The following is a 20403-nucleotide window of genomic DNA, read 5'->3' as shown; positions in this document are numbered from 1 at the left end:
GGGGCGGTTGCTCAGGGATCGATTCGATACGATTGCTGACTGTTGTCTTGAAGAGAGCAGAACACGATGAGCGGGGCATGGAGCGTCGCGGTGCCACCGTTCCTGGTAGCTGCCGCCGTATTCATCGTCCCCGGACTCGCCGTCATCCTCGCCGGATGGGGCTGGCGCCGGATCGGCCTGCTCTTCGTGGCGCCAGCGGTCTCGACGGCGATCCTCGCGGTGGCCGCGATCGCGGCACCTGTCATCGGGCTCGGCTGGTCGCTCATCCCGGTTCTGGGCCTCACCGCTGTCGCGGCCGCGGTCGCCTATCTGCTGCGCAGATGGGTGGGACGCGAGGGCCTCTCCCGACCGCCGCTTCGCGTGGTGCTCGCGGCGGGCGGCGGGTTCGTCGCAGCCGCGGTGATCATGTGGCTTCAGCTCACGTACGTCTTCGTCTCGCCTGACAGCATCTCCCAGACGTTCGACGCGATCATTCACCTGAACACCGTGCGGTTCGCGGTCGACACGTCGAACGCGTCGGCGTTCCACATCGGCGCGACCTCCGACATCCCGTTCTACCCCAACGCGTGGCACAGCGTCGCGGCGCTGACGGCGCAACTCACGGGGGTCTCGGTCCCGGTCGCGGTCAATGCCGCCAACCTCGCGATCGGTGCGATCGCCTGGCCCGCCTCATGCATAGCGCTCGCGTCCGCCCTGTTCGGCGACCGCGCCACGGCCCTGCTCAGCTCCGCCGCACTGTCGACGGGATTCGGGGCCTTCCCCATCCTGCTGTTCTCGTTCGGCGTCCTGTACCCGAACACGATCGCCTACGCGATCCTGCCCGCCGGGATCGCCGCCCTGTGGTGGCTCTGGCTCGCCCGCGGCGCCGCAGGCAGGACGCGGGCCGCCGTGCTTCTCATCGTGGTCTGCGCGGGCATCGGGCTGGGGCATCCGAACGCCTTCCTCGCCCTGTTCGCGTTCGGTGCGTTCATGCTCCTGTGGGAGCTCGGACGCGACGCGCTGCGCCGGCGCACCCGGCGAGCGTGGGTCGTCAACGGGTCCATCGCGGCAGCGATCCTGATCGCGGGGGCCGTCTTGTGGCGGTTCTCGCGCACGGGCTACGACATGTCCCGCTGGGGCCCGTGGCAGAGCACGGCGCAGTCGGTCGGCGAGGCGCTCCTGCTCTCGCCGCACTCCTACCCGCTCACTCTCGTCGTCTCCGCGCTCGTCGTGGTGGGACTGGTCACCGTGGTGCGGCGTCCGCGGTATGTCATCTTCGCGATCCCCTTCGCGGTCGCGGCGCTCATGTTCGTGCTCGTGTCGGGAACCGGCGTCGGGAACATCCTGCGCGAGATGGTCACCAACCCCTGGTACAACGACTCGTACCGGCTGGCAGCGCTACTCCCGATCGCGGGGATCCCGGTCGCGACGCTCGGCGCGCTCACGATCGTCGACGGTGCGACGGCGATCATCCGACGCCGAGGCATCCCCCGTTCGGTGGTGGTCGCCGCGAGCGCCGTGGCCGTCGTCCTCGTGTTCAGCGTGGGGATCGGCCCGAACGTCACCCGGACCGCTTCAGACGCCCGGGGGGCGTACACCCTCAGCGACGGCTCGGCGCTCCTGACCTCGGACGAGGCGAAGCTGCTCGGGCGCCTCGATGACACGACCCCGCCCGACGCTGTGATCGCGGGCAATCCGTGGACGGGAGCATCGCTGGCGTATGCGATCGCCGGACGCCAGGTCGTCGAGAAGCACGTGTTCGGCGCCCGCGACGACGACGAGGTCTACCTCGACGCCCACTTGAAAGAGATCGACGCCGACCCGCGCGTGTGCGAGGCGGTCCGCCGCATCGGGATCACGCACGTCCTCGACTTCGGCAGCCAGAACGTCTTCAACAGCCCCGGCTCGGGGCTCGACCGGGTGGGCCTCGACGATCTCCCGGCTTCGGACCACCTCATCCTCGTCGACTCCGAGGGCACCGCTCGACTGTTCCGGATCGAGGGATGCTGACCGCGCCGCGGGCGGAGTCGATCGCCGTCGCGTACGACTGCCTGTTCCCGTACACGACCGGCGGCGGCGAGCGCCAGTATCGCGCCTTCGCGGAAGAGCTCGTTAAGAACGGCCGCCGCGTCGACTACCTCACCGCCCGGCAGTGGACGGGCGCAGAGCCCGAGGCCGCTCCCTTCGACATCGTCAGTGTCTCCGGCCCGCTCGACCTCTACGATGCGGCGGGAGTGCGCCGCAGCGCGGCCGCGCTGACCTACGCGTGGGGACTCTTCCGCACGCTCATCCGGCGTCGGCGCAGCTATGACGCGATCATCGTCAGCGGCCTGCCGGTCCTCAACGTCTTCGCCGCTCGCGCGGCGCTGCTCGGCTCGCCGACCCGCGTCGTCGTCGACTACCTCGAGGTCTGGGGACGCGCACAATGGCGCGAGTACGCGGGTGGGCTCATGGGCACCGTCGCGTGGGTGCTCCAGCGTCTGGCGGTGGCCCTCACCCCCGCCGCCACCTGCCACTCGCAGCTGACCGCGGGCCGACTGAGGTCGGAAGGCCTTCGCGGCGAGCTCCTGGTGAGCCCCGGCCTCATCCACTCCGTGACGGATCCCGGTCCCTCCCCCGCGACCAGGCCGCCCTTTGCGCTCTACGCGGGCCGGCACATCCCCGACAAGCGGGTCGAGGTGCTCCCCGCGGCGATCGAGCGCGCCCGCACCGAGATCCCCGACCTCGAGCTCGTCATCCTCGGCGAGGGTCCGAGCACGCCCGCGGTCAAAGCCGCGGCGGACGACAGGGAATGGATCTGGATGCCCGGATTCGTGTCGCAGGCGCAGCTCGACGAGCTGATGGGCGGCGCGGCCTGCCTGGTCAACCCGTCTCGGCGCGAGGGTTACGGGCTCGTGGTGGTGGAGGCATCCGCGCACGGCACTCCCGTCGTGCTCGCAGCCGACGAGGGCAACGCCGCCACGGAGCTGGTGGATCCCGACATCAACGGTTTCATCGCGGACACCGCCGAGCCCGACGTGCTCGGCGAGGCGATCGTCGCCGCCGTGCGCGGCGGCGACGGCCTTCGCGCCCGCACGCGAGCCTGGTACGAAGACGCTGTGCGCACCCGCACAATTGATCAGACGGTGAAGAGGATCCTTGCGTTCCTCGATGGTGAGTCACGCCCGAACGCCGGTCTCGCCCCCGACGACCGAGAGGAACGACACGCGTGAGCAACGCGGCTGACACCGACACGATCGAACTCACGATCCTCATGCCCTGCCTCAACGAGGCCGAGACACTCGCGACGTGCGTCGAGAAGGCCCAGGGCTTCCTCGCGCGCACCGGCATCGACGGCGAGGTGCTCGTCTCCGACAACGGAAGCACCGACGGGTCGCAGGCGATCGCCGAAGGCCTCGGCGCACGCGTCTCGCCGGCGAGCCGCCGCGGATACGGCGCAGCACTCATCAACGGCATCGACACCGCGCGCGGCCGCTACATCATCATGGGCGACGCCGACGACAGCTACGACTTCACGAACCTCGAGCCGTTCGTCGAGCGCCTGCGCGGCGGAGCAGACCTGGTGATGGGCAACCGGTTCAAGGGCGGCATCGCCCCCGGCGCCATGCCGCCACTGCACAAGTACCTGGGCAACCCCGTCCTCTCGGGGATCGGCCAGCTCTTCTTCCGCCCCAACATCGGCGACTTCCACTGCGGGCTCCGCGGATTCAACCGGGCTCGCGTGCAGGAGCTCGACCTGCAGACGACGGGCATGGAGTTCGCCTCCGAGATGGTCGTGAAGTCCTCGCTGGCGCGGTATCGCATCGAAGAGGTGCCCACGACGCTGAAGAAGGACGGCCGGTCGCGCCCGCCGCACCTGCGCAGCTGGCACGACGGATGGCGGCACCTGCGCTTCCTCCTGCTGTTCGCACCGCGGTGGCTGTTCGTCTATCCGGGGCTCGTGGCGTTCTTCCTGGGCGCCATCGCCGTCGCGGTGCTCGCCTTCGGCGGCGGCGTGCAGGTGGCGGGATTCGGCTTCGGCGTGACGACCATGGTGTACGCGAGCGCCCTGTGCGTCCTGGGCTATCAGGCGCTGCTCTTCTTCTGGCTCACGAAGCTGTACGCGACGCAGGAGGGCTTCCTGCCCGCCAGTCCGCGGTACCGATCGATCGTCGCCAGGTGGAGCGCCGAGCGAGGTCTGCTGATCGGTCTCGCACTGTTCGTCCTGGGGGTCATCATCGGGATCGTTCAGGTCGTGCGGTGGGGCAGCCTCGACTTCGGCGCGCAGGACGCCGTCACCGCCGTGCGCATCGCCGTCCCGAGCGCACTGGGCATCATCCTGGGCTTCCAGACGATCATGATGAGCTTCTTCTCGGGCGTGCTGACGACGCCGCGCCGCGAGAGCAGGCCCGAGGCGCTCATCGAGAGCTGACGCGTGACGCAACGCATCCTGGTCGATCTCCTCGGCTACACCGGCACCCGGGGCGGAACCGAGACCTACGCCCGCGAGATCCTGGCGCGCCTGCCCGAGGCGCTGCCGCACGTCGACTTCGTCGGTCTCACCGGCTCCGCTGGCGCCGCGGACGTCGGCGGCTTCTTCCCGGGCGAGCTCAGGGTCATCCCCTGGGTCGGCGACGACAAGTACTCGTGGGCCGCGTCCGAGGTCGCACGGGCCGAGGCCGTCGCCCGACGCTCGGGTGCTGCGGCGATGTGGACGCCGGCCAATTTCGGCCCTATCCGGCGAGGCGTGGCCCGTGCGGTCACGATCCACGACGTCATCTACGACGAGGTGCCGGGCGGCCCGGCCGACCGCGCCGCGCGTGCGGTCACGGCGTGGCTGATGCGGCGTTCGGCGCTCTCCGCGGACGCCGTGATCACGGTCTCGCAGGCCGCGGCCGATGCGATCGCCCGCCACATCGGCATCCCTCGGGACGAGCTCCACGTGATCCCCAACGGAAGCACGCCGCCCCCGTCCGATCGGCCCGACCCGAGCGCCCTCGACGGCCTCGCGATCGATCAGGCGCGCCCGCTCGTGCTCAGCACCGGCAATCGGATGCCGCACAAGAACTTCGAGGGGCTCCTGAGGGCGATCGCCACCCTGCCTCGAGGTTCGCGACCCTTCACCGTGATCACGGGCGGCCGGGACGACGACCCGCTTGCTTCGACGGTCTCCCGCCTCGGGCTGGAGTCCGATGTCCTCCTGACGGGCTGGATCGATGCGCCCGTGCTCGAAGCGCTGTACCAGCGCGCAGCCGTCTACGCGTGCCCGTCGACGGCCGAGGGCTTCGGACTGCCCGTCGTCGACGCGCTGCGGCGCGGCTGCGCCGTCGTCGCGAACGACATCCCGGTTCTCCGCGAAGTGGGCGGCGATGCCGTGCGCTACGCCGACGCGACCGACCCCGCTGCCTTCGGTGCGACGATCGCCGCGATGCTCGCGGATCCGCATCGCTCGGCAGGTGCGGACGAGGGGCGAGCCTGGGCCGAGCGGTTCACGTGGGATGCGACGGCCGGGGGCGTAGCCGACGTGCTCGCCGGACTTCTCGGCAGGACGAGCCGCGCATGAAGGTGCTCCTGACGCGCTTCCTCGGGTTCGGGGCTGTGCCGCTCATCTCGGCGGTGGTGCCGTTCCTCGTGCTGCCCGTGGCCGCCCGCGTGGACGGGCCCGCGGGCTGGGCCGCGATCGGCACGGGCCAGGCGATCGGCAGCTTCGTCGCGATGGTCGGCAGCTACGGATGGAACACCAATGGCGGGGCGCGCGTGAGCGAGGCACCGTCCCCCGAGCACCAGCGCGCCGTCTACGCACAGAGTCTCTGGTGCCGGCTGATCGCCTTCGCCGTCGCGGGGTCGATCGGAGCGGTCCTGTCCGCGCTGCTGGTCGGAGGCGCGTTCGCGCCCGTCGCCGCACTCGCCGCGCTCGCCACCGGTGCGACCGGACTGACGGTCACCTGGTACTCGGTCGGCACAGGCTCGGCACGTCTGGCCCTCTGGTACGAGGCGGTGCCCTTCGCGACCCTGACCCTGCTCAGCATCCTGGTGATGCTCTGGACCGGCTCGGTCGCCGCCTACCCCATCGCGATGCTGCTCGGCGTCTTCATCGGGCTCGTCATGCTCAACGTCCACCTCTACCGCTCGCCGTGGCCGCCGTTCAGCGGCGCGGACGTCCGCGCCGCCTTCCGCGGGAATCTCGCGCTCGCGGCTGCCGACGGCATCGGCGGCAGCTACACGACGGCGCCCGTCCCGGTCGCCCAGGGGCTGCTCGGCACCCAGGCGGCGGCCGAGCTCACGTCGGCCGACAAGGTCTACCGCATCGGCCTCACCGCGATCGTCGTGCTCGGCAACAGCCTGCAGAAGTGGGTGCTCGAGCGGCCGTTCTCCGACGGCCGGATGCGCAGGCACGCCGTCGCGCTCGCTCTTCACGCCCTCGTCGGCGCGATCGGCTTCGCCGTCCTGACGTTCCTCGGCGTCCCGCTGACCGAGTTCCTGCTCGGCGCCGCGGTGACGCCCGCGCAGGAGGTGTTCCCGGCCTACGGGGTGGCGTACTTCCTCATCTCGCTGTCGACGCCCCTCATCAGGAACGTGCTGGTGCCCGCGGGACGGGACCGTGTCGTCCTCGGCGCGATCCTGGCGTCCGCCGCCATCGGCCTTCCCGCGATGATCATCGGCGGTCTGCAAGGCGGCGTGCTCGGGATCGTGATCGGTCTCGCCCTCAGCGAAGTCGTCGTGTTCAGCGTCGTCGGCTTCTTCGCCGTGCGTGTGCTGCGCGCCGAGGCCCGCGCGCTGCGCTGACCCCTCAGCGGCGGCCGCGGCGCCGTGCGATCGGCCGGAGCGAGGACCCGACCAGCTGCACCACGGCGTTGCGTGCGGGAACGCGACGCGACAGCGCCGATCCGCCGAGGTGGCGCGCCATCCTCCACCAGGAGCTCCGCCGGCCGTAGAGCGACGCCAGTCGGCGCGCGGCGGGGTCGTCGGGCAGCCGCTCCGCAAGCGTGTCGGTCATCGTCGCGGCCCAACCGGCACTCGCGTCGAACGCGACGGCCGCGAGGGCGCCGACGGATGCCGAGCCGTAGGAGGATCGGGCGCGGTCACTGATGCGTCGCCAGGAGGCGGCGGGGCGCAGGCGGTCGTCCTCGCTCTCGCCGAGCACGTTGCCACCGTGCTGGACATAGTCCTGGACGATGTCCGGGATGACGATCGCTCCGCCCGCGACCGCCGCGCAGAGCGCCAGCCAATGGTCGTGGACCTGCGCGGGCGAGTCGCTGTGGGGGAAGGGGAGTGCAAGGTCGAGCAGGTCCCGGCGCAGGACCGACATGCCTCCCGTGAACTGGTTGAACGCGGGGAGGTCGTCCGGCGCCACATTCCGCCGGTCCGTGTTCGGATTCAGGACCGTCTCATCGGGGTAGCGCACGACTCGCGCCTGGCCCGCGACCATGGACGCCGCCTCCAGGTGAGGGAGCATCCTCTCGAGCTTGTCCGCATGCCAGAAGTCGTCCTGATCGCTCAGCGCGACCCACGCCGCTTCCGGCGGCACTGCGCGCAGGGCGCGTTCGAAGTTCCGGTAGAAGCCCAGCCGGTCGTCGGCGCCGACCACCGAGAACCGCTGGTCGCCGTCGGTGAGTCGGGCGACGAGCGCGCGCACCTCGCCCTGCCCGCCGTCCGCGCAGATCACGACCCGGAAGTCCTGCACGGTCTGCGACTGGATCGACCGCAGCTGCCGCTCGAAGAGGGCGGGGTCCGGCTTGTAGGCGGCCAGGGCGATCCAGCCGGTCGTGGTCGCGCGTCGGGGTTCGGTGTCGGTTTTCATCGGTGTCTGCCCGGCGGAACAGGAGCGGCCGGCCCGGTCGATCCTACCGGCGGGGCCTGAACCGCCCGTCTGTAGACTCGTCGGGTTGTCCTCACAGCCAGGAGAGATGTGCCAGCATCAGCGAACGAGTCGCCCCGCATCGACATCGTCGTCCCTGTGTACGGCGGCTGGCACGTCGTCGAACAGTGCCTGGCGTCACTCGAGACCCAGACGGTCCCCGTGCGCGTGACGGTCGTCGACGATCTCTCGCCGGATGACACACTGTCGCGCGTCCGCGCGCGATTCGGCGATCTGCAGATCATCGCCAATGAGGTCAACCGCGGCTTCGCGGCATCCTGCAATGTCGGAATCCGCGCGGGGACGGCCGAATACGTCCTCCTCCTGAACAGCGATGTCGTCGCGCGCCCCGAACTGGCGGCGACGATCCTCGAGGCGTTCGACGCGGCGGCGGACCCGCGGACCGGCAGCGCCTCGCCGATCCTGCTCGACGCGGACGGAACGGTCGACTCGTTCGGCATCACGGCCGATGTCACCGCGGCCGGCTTCGTGCGATTCCACGGCACCTCGGTGGAGCGCGTGTCCGGTGGGCCCGACCTGCTCGGCCCCTACGGCGCGGCCGCGGCGTACCGCCGCGCGGCTCTCGACGATGTCGGCCTCCTGGACGAGAACATCTTCATGTACGGCGAGGAGCTCGATCTCGCACTTCGCCTGCGCGGAGCGGGATGGCGCGCCCTCGAGGTGCCGCATGTCGTGGGAACCCACATCGGCGGCGCCTCCACGGGTGTCGAATCGGACCGACAGCGCTATCTCTCCGGCTTCGGGCGAGGGTACGTCATGCGCGTCTACGGAATCCTCCGCGGCCGGCACGCCGTCCGGGCGATCTTCTCCGAGGCGATCGTCAGCGTCGTCCGCCTCGTCGCGCGACGAGACTCCGCTTCCCTCAGGGGCCGGCGGGACGGCTGGCGGAAGGGTCGCGGCGTGCCGCGGCGCGCAGTGCCGCATCCCGGCGTCGACGACTCGATCGGATTCCGGCGGTCGATGGCCATGCGCCAGCCGGGCTACTGGGGCGAGCAGTGACCGCGGGCGGAGTGATCACGTCATGAAAGGATTGCGACTGTGAAGGGAATCATCCTCGCGGGCGGTTCGGGGACCCGGCTGCACCCGATCACGCTCGGCGTCTCGAAGCAGCTCATCCCCGTCTACGACAAGCCGATGGTGTACTACCCGCTGTCGACGCTGATGCTCGCCGGCATCCGTGACATCCTCGTCATCACGACACCGCACGACGCGCCGTTCTTCCAGCGGCTCCTCGGCGACGGATCGCAGTTCGGCATCGAGCTCACCTTCGCCCAGCAGCCGTCGCCCGACGGCCTCGCGCAGGCCTTCACGATCGGCGCGGATTTCATCGGCGACGACAAGGTCGGCCTCGTGCTGGGCGACAACCTGCTCTACGGGCCGGGCCTGGGCACGCAGCTCAAGCGATACCAGAGCGTCGACGGCGGCGCCGTGTTCGCGTACTGGGTCGCGGAGCCCTCGGCCTACGGCGTCGTCGAGTTCGACGCCGAGGGTCACGCGATCTCCCTCGAGGAGAAGCCGCCACAGCCGAAGAGCAACTACGCAGTGCCAGGCCTGTACTTCTACGACAACGACGTCGTGGAGATCGCGCGCGGGCTCGCGCCGTCGGCTCGCGGCGAGTACGAGATCACCGACGTCAACCGGGCCTACCTCGACCGCGGAAAGCTGCAGGTCGAGGTGCTTCCGCGCGGCACGGCATGGCTCGACACCGGGACGTTCGACCAGATGACCGACGCCGCCGACTACGTCCGGACGATGGAGCGCCGAACGGGGCTGCGCATCGGCGTGCCGGAGGAGGTCGGCTGGCGACAGGGCTTCCTCGACGACGAATCGCTTCGGGCCCGGGCGGAGACGCTCGTGAAATCCGGATACGGCACCTACCTGCTCTCGATCCTGGAAAGGGGCCGAGGATGACTCGCCTGCTGGTCACCGGAGGCGCGGGCTTCATCGGATCCAACTTCGTGCACCACGTCGTCGAGAACACCGATCACCACGTCACCGTTCTCGACGCACTCACCTATGCGGGCAACCGCGCGTCCCTCGAAGGCCTGCCCGAGAGCCGGGTGACGTTCGTCAAGGGCGACATCACCGATTCCGCACTCGTCGACCGCCTCTTCGGCGAGACGGACGCCGTGGTCCACTATGCGGCCGAGTCGCACAACGACAACTCGCTTCACGATCCCCGCCCGTTCCTCGACACGAACATCGTCGGCACCTACACGCTGCTCGAAGCCGCCCGGAAGCACGATCGACGCTTCCACCACATCTCGACGGACGAGGTGTACGGAGATCTCGAACTGGACGATCCCGGACGGTTCACCGAGCAGACGCCCTACAACCCGTCGTCGCCCTACTCCTCCACCAAGGCGGGAAGCGACCTCCTGGTGCGGGCCTGGGTCCGATCGTTCGGCGTGCGGGCCACGATCTCCAACTGCTCGAACAACTACGGTCCGTATCAGCACGTCGAGAAGTTCATCCCGAGGCAGATCACGAACGTCATCCGCGGCATCCGGCCCAAGCTGTACGGCAAGGGCGAGAACGTCCGCGACTGGATCCACGCCGACGACCATTCGTCCGCCGTCCTGACGATCCTCGACAAGGGCGAGATCGGCGAGACGTATCTCATCGGTGCCGACGGCGAACGCAACAACAAGGACGTCGTGGAACTGATCCTCCTGCTGATGGGTCAGCCGAGCGACGCGTACGACCATGTGACCGATCGGGCGGGCCACGACCTTCGGTACGCGATCGATTCGACGAAGCTGCGCACCGAGCTCGGGTGGGCCCCGAAGTACGGCGACTTCGAAGCCGGCCTCGCCGCCACCATCCAGTGGTACCGCGACAGCGAATCGTGGTGGGCCGGCGCGAAGGACGGGGTCGAGGCGTTCTACGCGAGCAAGGGACAGTGATGGCAGAGTTCGGCAAACCGCTGTCCGTCCACGAGACGTCGATCCCCGGTCTCCTCCTCTTCGATCTGCCCGTGCACGGCGACAATCGCGGCTGGTTCAAGGAGAACTGGCAGCGCGAGAAGATGACCTCGCTCGGCCTTCCCGACTTCGGTCCCGTCCAGAACAACATCTCGTTCAACGACGCCGCCGGGACGACCCGGGGAATCCACGCCGAGCCCTGGGACAAGTGGGTGTCGGTCGCCACCGGCCGGATCTTCGGCGCATGGGTCGACCTGAGGGAAGGTCCCAGCTTCGGCGCGACCTTCACGACCGAGATCGACGCGTCGCGCGCGATCTTCGTCCCGCGCGGCGTGGGCAATGCCTATCAGACCCTTGAGCCCGACACGGCGTACACCTACCTCGTGAACGACCACTGGTCACCCGACGCGGCGTACACGTTCCTCAATCTGGCCGACGAGAGCGTCGCCATCGACTGGCCCATCCCGCTCGAGGACGCCGAGCTCTCCGGGAAGGATGCCGCGCATCCGCGGCTCGCGGATGTCCAGCCGATCGCCCCGAAGAGGGTCCTCGTCGTCGGCGCAGGGGGACAGCTCGGTCGCGCTCTGCGGCACGAGTACGCGGACGCCGGACGGGTGGAGTTCGCGACCCGCGACGATCTCGACATCACGGCGCCCGGCCTCGAGAAGGCACGCCGGTGGCGCGACTACGACACGATCATCAACGCCTCGGCGTTCACGGCCGTCGACAAGGCCGAGACTCTCGAAGGACGAGCGGACGCCTGGGCGGCGAACGTCACCGGCCTGACCGAGCTCGCGCGCATCGCGGCGAGGAACGGCATCGTCCTGGTCCACGTCTCGAGCGACTACGTCTTCGACGGATCGCTCGCGCGCCCCTACCGCGAGAGCGATCCGCTGTCGCCCCTCGGCGTCTACGGGCAGACGAAGGCGGCGGGCGATGCCGTGGTCGCGACGGTGCAACGCCACTACATCCTGCGGACGTCGTGGGTGATCGGCGACGGCGCCAACTTCGTCCGCACGATGGCTGGGCTCGCAGACCGCGGAGTCGACCCCCGGGTCGTCGACGACCAGTACGGACGTCTGACCTTCACGTCGGACCTCGCTCGCGGCATCCGGCACCTCCTGGACAGGGAGGAGGCGTACGGCACCTACAACCTCACCTCGTCGGGGCACGTGATGTCGTGGGCGGACATCGCACGAGAGGTGTTCGAACTGACCGGCCACGATGCCGATCGAGTCACCCCCGTGACGACGACCGACTACTTCGCCTCGGCCTCGGGACCCGTCGCGCCACGACCCCGCAACAGCGCGCTCGATCTCTCGCGTATCGAGGACACCGGCTTCCGGCCGTCGGACGGCCGAGAGGCTCTCGGGCGGTATCTGCGCGACAGGTGACGCCGTTCCCGGCGACGCGGCGCGGAGGGACCGCTGCCGCGACGTAGGATCTTCCCTCGGATGAGCGATACACGTCGCTCGCCCAGGGATGACCGACCGAGTGTGTCGCCACGGTGTCGTGGCACGCCTCACACCTACGACCTTCGCCGGCTGCCGCGCCGGGTTCGACTCACAAAGGCCACATCATGCTCGAAGCCGCAGGCACGCCGGTTGCGCGGGAAGCCGCCACGGCGAGTTCCGCGCCGGTCCTCGATCTCCCGTCCCCCACCCGCCCGAGAGGGCGGCTCTCGTTCCCGCGCAGACTCCCGTTCCCCACGACGCGCGACGTGGCTCTGCTCGTCGGCGTGGTCGCGGTCATCTCGCTCCTGGTCAAGCTCTCCTGGCCCAGATTCACCTTCTGGGGCGACAACGCGGAGTCGTTCTTCCCCCTCTGGCACATGTACGGCGAGAGCATCCGAGCCGGTTCCCCCGCCCTGTTCCAAGCGGACGGCTGGACGGGCGGGAACGTCATCGGAGAGGCCGCTTACGGGCTCTTCAACCCCGTGGTCATCGTGAACTCGGTGCTCGTCTCCCTCACCGACAGGCTCTCCCTGGCCTCCTTCCTGGTCATGACGGAGTTCCTGTGCCTCTTCGGGATCGGCGTGTACCTCCTCGCCCGCTCGTACGGCGCCCGGCGGGCTGCGGCTTTCGTCGTCGGCGTCATCATGCCGTTCGCCGGCTACACGCTCTACTACGAGGCCGGGAACTGGGCTTCGGGACTGATGTCGGCGGTGTGGGTCACGTGGTTCTGGTGGGGAGCCCATGAACTCGCGGCCGGCCGTCGAGGCCCGCTCGCGGCGATCGTCACGGGTGTGCTCGCCGTCACCGTCGGCAGCCCCTATGCCGTGCTCGGCATCCTCGTCGTCCTCTTCGGGCTCGCCGTCGAATCCGTGGCCAAGCGGCGCTGGGGCGCGCTCGGCTGGCTCGTCGGCATGGGCGCCGCGGTCGGGCTCGCGGTGGTCGCCGTGTACATCCCGCTCCTGGCCGCGCTTCCGGACACGGTGCGAAACGGCGGAGGAGCCTTCGGCAACCAGAACTACCTCACGCCCGGCATGGGAGACCTCCTCGGGATGAGCAGCCCGAGCTTCCTCCCTCGGATGAATGCCTGGTACACGCGCTGGGATGCGGTCCCCTCGACCTATCTCAGCTGGCTGATCCTGCCCATCCTTCCCTGGATCCGATGGAAGTCGGCCCTCGTGGGCAACCAGCTGCTGAGCGTCTTCGTCGGCGGATCCGTCTTCCTGCTGCTGAGCCTGGGACCGCAGAGCGTCTGGCTCTTCCAGTGGCCCATCCGTCTCATCGAGTACACCTACGTGGCGGGACTCGTCGTCTTCGCTGTGCTGATCACCGCCGGGCTCGCTCGCGATCATGTGAGACAGCGATCGATCATCACCGCGACCGTCGTGGCTGCGACGTTCTTCGTCGCGTGGGCGTCGAAGCCCGAGCTGTGGGGCTGGCACCTGCTGTTCACCGCGATCACCGGTGCGGGCGTGGCGTGCGCGGTGATCTTCGCGCGCCGCCACTCGACGCGCGCCATCGCCGCTGTCGTGGTCCTCGGTACGGCGCTCGTGGCGCCGCTCCAGACGCAGCTGTTCGCCTGGGACCGTCAGGAGATCGCCCCGGAGCTCGACCAGCAGATTCCCGCCAACCTCTCGGTGCTGCGTGACAAGGGCGTCGGTTTCGAGGGGACAGTGCTGCAGATCGCCGCACTCGACCGATTGGTCGGGACCTCCGCCGTGCCCGACGGCGACCTCAGTTTCGGCAACAACCGAGCGGCCGCCGGGTTCACCACGGTGAACCGGTACACGGGCATCGGATTCCTCGACTTCGCGCTCGCCACGGGAACGGACTATCGAGGCTCCGCCCCGACGGCGGACCCGATCGAGCGCTTCTTCGCACCCCTCGACGGCTACGACGCGCCGCTCATCCAGGCGATGGGCGTCGACACCCTCGTCGTGAGCACGATCCTGCCCGACTTCGCCGAACTGTCTCGACTGACCGATGGATGGCGGGTCATTGAGGAGTCCCCGCAACGCGTCGTGCTCCGGGCGCCCTGGGCCCTCACGACCCTGACGCCGAGCGCCTCGATCCAGGTGGCCGATCCCGTCGAGGACGGTGCGCGGTTCTCGTTCGACGTCACCGCGGGCAGCGGCTCGGTCCTGCTTCCGAGGCTCGCGTGGCGGGGCTATCACGCGACCGCCGACGGCGACCCCATCGAGGTGCGCAAGGGCCCGGCAGGGCTCCTCGAGGTCGTCGTCCCCGCGGGCGCCTCGCATGTCCAGGTCGACTACGAGATTCCCGGCATCCGAGCCGTCATCGGGCTCGCACTCCTCCTTCTCACTGCAACCGTCCTGCTCCAGCTCATCTGGTGGAGACGACGGAGAGCCCGCAGGGCCGCCGAAACGGGGCCGGAGGAACAGGCTGGTAGGCTCGATCCGGCACTCGCCGACCTCTCCCACGTCCCATCCGGGACGACAGCTGTGCACGAAAGGCCCTGATGGCTCACGCAACACCCCTGCTGAGTCTGATCGTTCCCGCGTACAACGAGGTCGAGTCCGCGGGGGACATCGCAGGCTTCTACCGTGACATCCGCGCCGCGCATCCCGCGATGGGATTCGAGCTCCTCGTCATCGACGACGGCTCCACCGACGGTACGCGGGAAGCTCTGCTCGAAACGCTGAAGGGCGTGGGTCCGGCTCGGATCGTGAGCCTCTCGAGGAACTTCGGCTCCCACGCCGGCATCAGCGCGGGGTTCGCGCACGCCCGCGGGGACGCGGCCCTGACTCTCAGCGCTGATCGCCAGGAGCCGCTCGAGGCGATCGCCGACTTCATCGCCGAGTGGCAGGACGGCGCGGACATCGTCTGGGGCCTCCGCTCCTCGCGCGCCGTCCGGAAGGGCATGGGCGAGACCTTCGCCCGCGTCTTCTCACGGATCTACGGCGCGAACTCCGATGTGCCCGACTACCCCACCGAGGGCCCGTCGCAGATCCTCGTGTCGCGTGCCGTGATCGACGCCCTCGTCGCGATGCCCGAGCTGAACCGCAACGTGCTGGCGATGGCGTCATGGGTGGGCTTCGACCAGAGGAAGATCTTCTTCGAGCAGCTTCCGCGTCCGCACGGCGTGAGCAAGTGGACGACGAAGCGCAAGATGAAGCTCGTCGTGGACTCCTTCGTGGAGTTCTCGCACGCGCCCATCGAGTGGGTCGCGTGGGGCGGGCTCATCCTCGGCGGCCTCGGCGGACTGTCGCTTCTCGCAGCCATCGTCCTCGCCTTCTTCCAGCCCCTCGGCGCGGTCGCCGCCCTCCTCAGCGGAGTGATGCTCGTCGTCGGAGGCATGATCCTCGTCGGCATCGGAGTCCTCGGCGAGTATGTGTGGCGTGCCGGCGACGACGCCCGCCGCCGGCCGGTTTTCATCGTTCGCTCGGTGACCGAGGTCGACGCGGCAGAGCCCGTCGACTCACGATCATCGGTCTCGACCACAGGAGGATCATGACCACGTCCGTCGCCCTCGGCGCACCCACGGTCGGCCAGGAAGAGCTCGACGCGATCCGCGAGGTGTTCGAGTCCGGCTGGCTCTCGGGCGCCGGTCCTTCGTGCCTCGCCTTCGAACGCGAGTTCGCCGCCGTCGTCGGCGTGGACAACGTCCTGTCGACGAGCAACTGCGGCTCGGCCCTGCACCTGGCCCAGCTCGCGCTGGGCGTCAAGCCCGGCGACGAGGTGATCGTCGGCGACTACACCTTCCCCGCGACGGGTCACTCGGTGCTGTGGAGCGGAGCGACCCCCGTGTTCGTGGACGTGCGCCCCGACACCTGGTCGATCGACACGGCCCTCATCGAGGCCGCCATCACACCCCGGACCGTCGGCATCATCGCCGTCGACCCCTTCGGCCAGCCCGCCGATTACGACGAGATCAACGCGATCGCACGGAAGCACGGGCTCTGGGTGATCGAGGATGCCGCCTGCGCGACCGGCGCCACGTACAAGGGACGACCTGTCGGCTCGCTCGCGGACATGACGGCCTACAGCTTCCACGGCCGGAAGGGCATCACCTCCGGCGAGGGCGGCGCTCTGGCCAGCGCCGATGCCGAGCGCATCGCGCACGCCCGCAAGCTGCACACTTACGGAATCGCACCCGCGATCTCCCGCGAGGGCGCCGCCGACCTCCCTGTGCCGTCCTTCGACGAGCTCGGCTACAACTACCGGCTCTCGGATGTGCAGGCGGCGATCATGCGCGTGCAGCTGAAGCGCCTCCCCGACCTGCTGGCGGCGCGCGATCGGATCGCAGCCTCCTACGCCGCCCACCTCGGCGACCTCGAAGAGGTGCAACTGCCGACGGCGTTGGCGGATCGGACGCACCCCTGGCAGTCGTACGTCGTCACGGTCGCGCCGGAGCTCGACCGCGGATCCGTCGCCATGGCGCTGCGCGCCGCCGGTGTCGGATGCAACTTCGGGACGTACGCGAGCCACCTCCAGCCCCTCTACGGGCCGCAGCCGGACCTTCCCGTGTCCGCAGACATCTTCGCGCGTCACATCGCGATCCCCATGCACGCCAACCTCACAGAAGACGACGTCGCGTTCGTCGCTGACCATCTCCGCAAGATCGTCACCGACCCCGCACATCGTCGCTGACCCGCACAAAGGAGATATCCATGGCCCCGAGCCGTACAGCTTTCGTCACCGGCGGCGCCGGATTCATCGGTCTGCACGTCGTCGAGCAGCTGCTCGAGCGTGACTGGAACGTCCGGATCTTCGACAACATGTGGCGAGGAGACCGCGATCGCGCCAACGAGCTGACGAAGACGGGCAAGGTCGAGGTCGTCGACCAGGACATCCGCTCCGGCGCCGCCGTGGCCGCGGCCATGAAGGGCAGCAGCCACGTGATCCACCTGGCTGCCGACTCGATCAACAAGAGCGTGGCGGACACCTACAGCTCGCTCGACGTCAACATGGTGGGATCGCACAACGTCTTCGCCACGGCCGTGGATCAGGGCATCGAGCGCGTCGTCTACGCGTCGAGCGCATCCGTCTACGGCGACCCGAAGAAGCTCCCGATGCACGAGGACGACGAGCTCAGCCCTCTGACGCCGTACTGCATCGGCAAGCGGACGGGCGAGGACCTGCTGCGCTACTACGAGCGCAAGGCCGGGCTCTCCTGGATCGCCCTCCGCTTCTTCAACGTCTACGGCCCCGGCCAGAAGACCACGGCGTACTACACGAGCGTCATCAACCACTTCGTGAACCGCCTCCGCCGCGGTGAGCCGCCCGTGATCGACGGTGCCGGCGAGCAGTCCATGGACTTCATCCACGTCAAGGACATCGCGCGCGCCGTCGTCCTGGCGACGGAGGCCGAGAAGGGTGGCGCCGCCATCAACGTCGGCACGGGCATCGACACCAGCGTCGCCCGCCTGGCGCGCATCCTCATCGATGCGATCGGCGCCGACGTCGAGCCGCAGTTCAACCCGCGCGAGGTGCTCGTGAGCCGGCGGGCCGCCGACACGACGCGCGCCAAGGAGATGATCGGCTTCGAGTACTCGATCCCCGTCGACGAGGGCATGGCGGACCTGATCCGCTACGAGGCCGCACGCGCGGAGGTCTGACATGTCCGGCGGATTGCCGCCCAATCCCTACAACGAGCACGCCTGGATCGTCGGTGAGCCGACGATCGGGACGGGCACGTGGATCGGCGCGTTCACCGTCATCGACGGTTCCGGTGGACTGACGATCGGCGAAGGCTGCGATGTCTCGGCCGGCGCCCAGATCTACACGCATTCGACGGCGAAGCGGTGCGTCTCGGGCCGCTCGTACGCGACGATCGACCGCGCCCCTGTCACGATCGGCGACCGCGTCTTCATCGGCGCGGGAGCCATCGTGAACATGGGTGTGACCATCGGCGACGAAGCCGTCATCGGCGCGGGCGCCGTCGTCACGGATGACGTCGCCCCGCGCACCGTCGTGGCGGGCGTTCCGGCGCGCGTCATCGCGACGGTCTCGCTCGATGGTGCCGTTCCGGAGTTCCTGCCCGCGAAATGAGTGCGGACCGGGGTCGGCTCAGCCGTCCTGCTGACCCCGGCGCTGCAGTGCGTTGTCCACGATGCGATGGGCGGGAAGGATGCTCTCGCGCTCGGCCGCGGAGTCGACGTCACCGTTGATCATGTCGATGAAGTGGTCGAGCTGAGAGGCGAGCGGCTCCCGACCGGTGATCTCGGGAACTTCCATCTCGGTGATCTGCCGGTACCCCGCGCCGCCCGGGCGGTCCTCCTGGATCTCACTGCGCCGGAAGACGGTCACGCCGCGACGGAGCAGATCGATCTCGATCATCTCGTGGAGCGACTGCACGGTCATGGAACGGATCTTGCGCTGACCCACACGGCTCGCCGATGCGGAAGCCACCGTGCCCGACGCGAATCCGAGACTGACCTCGATGACGTCTTCCGCACCGGGAACCGATGAGGGGTGGAACTGACCCACCTCGACGTTCACCGACACCGGGTCCTCGGCGCCGAGGATGAGCGTGATGAGGTCGACGTCGTGGACGAGGAGGTCCCACGCGACCCCGGTCTTGATGCGGGGCGCGTACGGGGAGTGGCGCTCGGCACGGATGTACACCGGATCCTCGATCATGCCGCGGCCGACCATGATCGCCGGGTTGAACCGCTCGAGGAACCCGCACATGAGCGGCACGTCCGCGGCCGCCGAGAGGGCGATGATCTCCTCCGACTGAGCCAACGACGGGCACACCGGCTTCTCCACGAGAAGAGGCTTGCCCTCACGGATGATCTCGGTGGCGAGCGTGTAGTGATGCTCCGTCGAAGCCGCGACGACGACCGCGTCGACATCGCTCAAGCTCCCGAGCTCCGGCCGCCACGCGGCGTCGAATCGATCGGCGAGCTCGCGACCGGCGCCCTCGAAGGGATCGACCACGACCGCGAGGTCGGCGCGCGCGCTCTCGGCGATGACGCGGGCGTGATTGCGGCCCATGGAGCCGGCGCCCACGAGCGCCACCCGAGGCCGACTCATCGCGCTTCCACCGCTTCGCGCACGGCCGAGGCGATCACATCGAGATCCGCTTCCGTCACGCCCGCGTGAACAGGAAGCGAGAGGCACCTCGACGCCACGAGCGCAGCATTGGGGGTCTCCTCGATGACGACACGCGGGTCCTTGCGGTACACGCCGTAGTCGTGGACGAGTCGGGGATAGTAGATTCCCGACCCGACGCCCGCCGCGGTGAGCCGATCGACGAACGCAGCCCTGTCGGTGCCGTCGGGCAGGAGAACCGTGAACTGATGCCAGACGTGCTCCCGGCCGGGCAGCTCCTGCGGGAGCACCAGACCATCGACCTCGCCCAGTCGTTCGATCAGCCCCGCGGCATTGCGACGTCGCGCCGCGAGCTGGTCCGCATACGTGGCGAGCTGCGGAAGGACGACCGCCGCCGCGAGATCGGTCAAGCGGTAGTTGTGGCCCGCCATCACGTACTCGTACCTCGCGCGCATGCCCTGGTTGCGGAGGATGCGGAGCTTGTCCGCCAACTCGCCGTCGTTCGTCGTGATCATGCCGCCCTCACCCGTCGTGAGGTTCTTGGTGGCGTAGAACGAGAAGCCGGCGAGGCCGAATCCACCCACCGGGGCACCGCCGTATGTGGCTCCGTGAGCCTGCGCGGCGTCCTCCACGATGGAGAGTCCACGTGAGGCTGCGATCTGCGCGATCGGAGCCATGTCGGCGGCCTGGCCGTACAGGTGGACCGGCATCACGACGCGGGTGCGGTCCGTCAGCCGGGCCGAGATGGACTCGGGGTCGATGCAGTAGTCGTCGAGCCGGATGTCGGCGAACCGCACCGTCGCCCCCGCCTCGAGGATCGCGTTCAGCGTGGCGGCGAAGGTGAAGGGCGTGGTGACGACCTCGTCGCCCTCCTCCAGGTCGAGCACCTCCAGCGAGGCGACGAGAGCCGTCGTCCCGTTGTTGACCGCGACGGCGTGCTCGACCTGCTGCAGCGTGGCGAACTCTCGCTCGAACTCCGCCACGACCGGGCCCTGGGCGATGATCCCCGACCGGATGACCTCGAGTACGCGTTCGGCGACGTCGTCCCCGAGTCGGACCGTCGAAATGGGAATCAAGATTGCTCCTTCGCCTCGCCAATTCTCTGCACAGCGACTATCGATCCTATCGCTGAGCACGGAACGGCCATCACGCCGCGTGCCCCGCCGACGTCGCG

At 69.2% G+C, this 20403-nt stretch carries 17 protein-coding genes; 14 read left to right on the top strand and 3 right to left on the bottom strand.

The features are described 5' to 3' along the window. Positions 1 to 66: 66 nt before the first annotated feature. Genes ACH3VR_RS10345 through ACH3VR_RS10325 form a run of 5 tightly spaced genes read left to right on the top strand, consistent with a single transcriptional unit; the run spans position 67 to position 6744 of the window. On the top strand, positions 67 to 1989 hold the full coding sequence (locus tag ACH3VR_RS10345; protein WP_396640706.1) for a DUF6541 family protein: 1923 nt from the start codon (positions 67 to 69) through the stop codon (positions 1987 to 1989). Then, positions 1983 to 3191: a glycosyltransferase family 4 protein gene (locus tag ACH3VR_RS10340; RefSeq protein WP_396640705.1), complete on the top strand. Its 1209-nt coding sequence runs from the start codon at positions 1983 to 1985 to the stop codon at positions 3189 to 3191. The genes ACH3VR_RS10345 and ACH3VR_RS10340 overlap by 7 nt, the downstream gene beginning before the upstream one ends. Next, complete coding sequence (locus ACH3VR_RS10335) at positions 3188 to 4390, top strand: glycosyltransferase family 2 protein (protein WP_396640704.1); 1203 nt, start codon at positions 3188 to 3190, stop codon at positions 4388 to 4390. The genes ACH3VR_RS10340 and ACH3VR_RS10335 overlap by 4 nt, the downstream gene beginning before the upstream one ends. Before the next feature lie 3 nt (positions 4391 to 4393). Beyond that, complete coding sequence (locus ACH3VR_RS10330; protein ID WP_396640703.1) at positions 4394 to 5521, top strand: glycosyltransferase family 4 protein; 1128 nt, start codon at positions 4394 to 4396, stop codon at positions 5519 to 5521. Continuing rightward, entirely contained in the window at positions 5518 to 6744 is a 1227-nt protein-coding gene (locus ACH3VR_RS10325; protein ID WP_396640702.1) for a lipopolysaccharide biosynthesis protein, read from the top strand. Before ACH3VR_RS10330 ends, ACH3VR_RS10325 begins: the two co-directional genes overlap by 4 nt. A gap of 4 nt (positions 6745 to 6748) precedes the next feature. Here ACH3VR_RS10325 and ACH3VR_RS10320 read toward each other — a convergent pair whose 3' ends face one another. Then, a complete protein-coding gene (locus ACH3VR_RS10320) occupies positions 6749 to 7759 on the bottom strand; it encodes a glycosyltransferase (RefSeq protein WP_396640701.1) in 1011 nt (336 codons plus the stop codon). A 108-nt stretch (positions 7760 to 7867) separates the two neighbouring features. Here ACH3VR_RS10320 and ACH3VR_RS10315 point away from each other — a divergent pair, with 108 nt between their 5' ends. The 9 genes from ACH3VR_RS10315 to ACH3VR_RS10275 all read left to right on the top strand — a co-directional run bounded on the left by ACH3VR_RS10315 (position 7868) and on the right by ACH3VR_RS10275 (position 18224). Continuing rightward, entirely contained in the window at positions 7868 to 8836 is a 969-nt protein-coding gene (locus tag ACH3VR_RS10315) for a glycosyltransferase family 2 protein (protein ID WP_396640700.1), read from the top strand. A 39-nt stretch (positions 8837 to 8875) separates the two neighbouring features. Continuing rightward, positions 8876 to 9748, top strand: a complete 873-nt coding sequence (gene rfbA, locus ACH3VR_RS10310) for a glucose-1-phosphate thymidylyltransferase RfbA (protein WP_396640699.1) — start codon at positions 8876 to 8878, stop codon at positions 9746 to 9748. Beyond that, entirely contained in the window at positions 9745 to 10743 is a 999-nt protein-coding gene (rfbB, locus tag ACH3VR_RS10305; protein ID WP_396640698.1) for a dTDP-glucose 4,6-dehydratase, read from the top strand. The genes rfbA and rfbB overlap by 4 nt, the downstream gene beginning before the upstream one ends. Then, positions 10743 to 12155: a dTDP-4-dehydrorhamnose reductase gene (gene rfbD, locus ACH3VR_RS10300; protein WP_396640697.1), complete on the top strand. Its 1413-nt coding sequence runs from the start codon at positions 10743 to 10745 to the stop codon at positions 12153 to 12155. Before rfbB ends, rfbD begins: the two co-directional genes overlap by 1 nt. Positions 12156 to 12340: 185 nt before the next feature. After that, a complete protein-coding gene (locus ACH3VR_RS10295; protein WP_396640696.1) occupies positions 12341 to 14692 on the top strand; it encodes a glycosyltransferase family protein in 2352 nt (783 codons plus the stop codon). Next, the gene (locus ACH3VR_RS10290; RefSeq protein ID WP_396640695.1) at positions 14692 to 15687 is read left to right on the top strand and encodes a glycosyltransferase family 2 protein; all 996 of its coding nucleotides are present in this window, start codon (positions 14692 to 14694) and stop codon (positions 15685 to 15687) included. The genes ACH3VR_RS10295 and ACH3VR_RS10290 overlap by 1 nt, the downstream gene beginning before the upstream one ends. After that, positions 15684 to 16823 carry a DegT/DnrJ/EryC1/StrS family aminotransferase gene (locus ACH3VR_RS10285; RefSeq protein ID WP_396640694.1) on the top strand — a complete coding sequence of 380 codons (1140 nt, stop codon included), beginning with the start codon at positions 15684 to 15686 and terminating at the stop codon, positions 16821 to 16823. Before ACH3VR_RS10290 ends, ACH3VR_RS10285 begins: the two co-directional genes overlap by 4 nt. Before the next feature lie 20 nt (positions 16824 to 16843). Further along, positions 16844 to 17791: an NAD-dependent epimerase/dehydratase family protein gene (locus ACH3VR_RS10280; RefSeq protein ID WP_396640693.1), complete on the top strand. Its 948-nt coding sequence runs from the start codon at positions 16844 to 16846 to the stop codon at positions 17789 to 17791. Between the two features lies 1 nt (position 17792). Continuing rightward, positions 17793 to 18224 (top strand): acyltransferase, encoded by a 432-nt coding sequence (locus ACH3VR_RS10275; protein ID WP_396640692.1) that lies wholly within the window; start codon positions 17793 to 17795, stop codon positions 18222 to 18224. An 18-nt stretch (positions 18225 to 18242) separates the two neighbouring features. On the opposite strand, the gene ACH3VR_RS10270 is transcribed toward ACH3VR_RS10275, so the two are convergent. Both ACH3VR_RS10270 and ACH3VR_RS10265 read right to left on the bottom strand, forming a co-directional pair. Beyond that, positions 18243 to 19211, bottom strand: a complete 969-nt coding sequence (locus ACH3VR_RS10270; protein ID WP_396640691.1) for a Gfo/Idh/MocA family protein — start codon at positions 19209 to 19211, stop codon at positions 18243 to 18245. Next, positions 19208 to 20305 (bottom strand): DegT/DnrJ/EryC1/StrS family aminotransferase, encoded by a 1098-nt coding sequence (locus ACH3VR_RS10265; protein WP_396640690.1) that lies wholly within the window; start codon positions 20303 to 20305, stop codon positions 19208 to 19210. The genes ACH3VR_RS10270 and ACH3VR_RS10265 overlap by 4 nt, the downstream gene beginning before the upstream one ends. Positions 20306 to 20403: the final 98 nt, after the last annotated feature.

The sequence above is a fragment of the Microbacterium alkaliflavum genome, from assembly GCF_044325405.1.
Classification (GTDB): domain Bacteria; phylum Actinomycetota; class Actinomycetes; order Actinomycetales; family Microbacteriaceae; genus Microbacterium; species Microbacterium alkaliflavum.
This window is presented reverse-complemented; position numbering and strand designations above follow the sequence as displayed.

Excerpts from the sequence above, each read along its gene's own strand:
- ACH3VR_RS10345 (WP_396640706.1), top strand. The coding sequence starts at position 67 with ATGAGCGGGGCATGGAGCGTCGCGGTGCCACCGTTCCTGGTAGCTGCC.
- ACH3VR_RS10340 (WP_396640705.1), top strand. The coding sequence starts at position 1,983 with ATGCTGACCGCGCCGCGGGCGGAGTCGATCGCCGTCGCGTACGACTGC.
- ACH3VR_RS10325 (WP_396640702.1), top strand. The coding sequence starts at position 5,518 with ATGAAGGTGCTCCTGACGCGCTTCCTCGGGTTCGGGGCTGTGCCGCTC.
- ACH3VR_RS10320 (WP_396640701.1), bottom strand. The coding sequence starts at position 7,759 with ATGAAAACCGACACCGAACCCCGACGCGCGACCACGACCGGCTGGATC.
- rfbB (WP_396640698.1), top strand. The coding sequence starts at position 9,745 with ATGACTCGCCTGCTGGTCACCGGAGGCGCGGGCTTCATCGGATCCAAC.
- rfbD (WP_396640697.1), top strand. The coding sequence starts at position 10,743 with ATGGCAGAGTTCGGCAAACCGCTGTCCGTCCACGAGACGTCGATCCCC.
- ACH3VR_RS10295 (WP_396640696.1), top strand. The coding sequence starts at position 12,341 with ATGCTCGAAGCCGCAGGCACGCCGGTTGCGCGGGAAGCCGCCACGGCG.
- ACH3VR_RS10290 (WP_396640695.1), top strand. The coding sequence starts at position 14,692 with ATGGCTCACGCAACACCCCTGCTGAGTCTGATCGTTCCCGCGTACAAC.
- ACH3VR_RS10285 (WP_396640694.1), top strand. The coding sequence starts at position 15,684 with ATGACCACGTCCGTCGCCCTCGGCGCACCCACGGTCGGCCAGGAAGAG.
- ACH3VR_RS10280 (WP_396640693.1), top strand. The coding sequence starts at position 16,844 with ATGGCCCCGAGCCGTACAGCTTTCGTCACCGGCGGCGCCGGATTCATC.
- ACH3VR_RS10275 (WP_396640692.1), top strand. The coding sequence starts at position 17,793 with ATGTCCGGCGGATTGCCGCCCAATCCCTACAACGAGCACGCCTGGATC.
- ACH3VR_RS10270 (WP_396640691.1), bottom strand. The coding sequence starts at position 19,211 with ATGAGTCGGCCTCGGGTGGCGCTCGTGGGCGCCGGCTCCATGGGCCGC.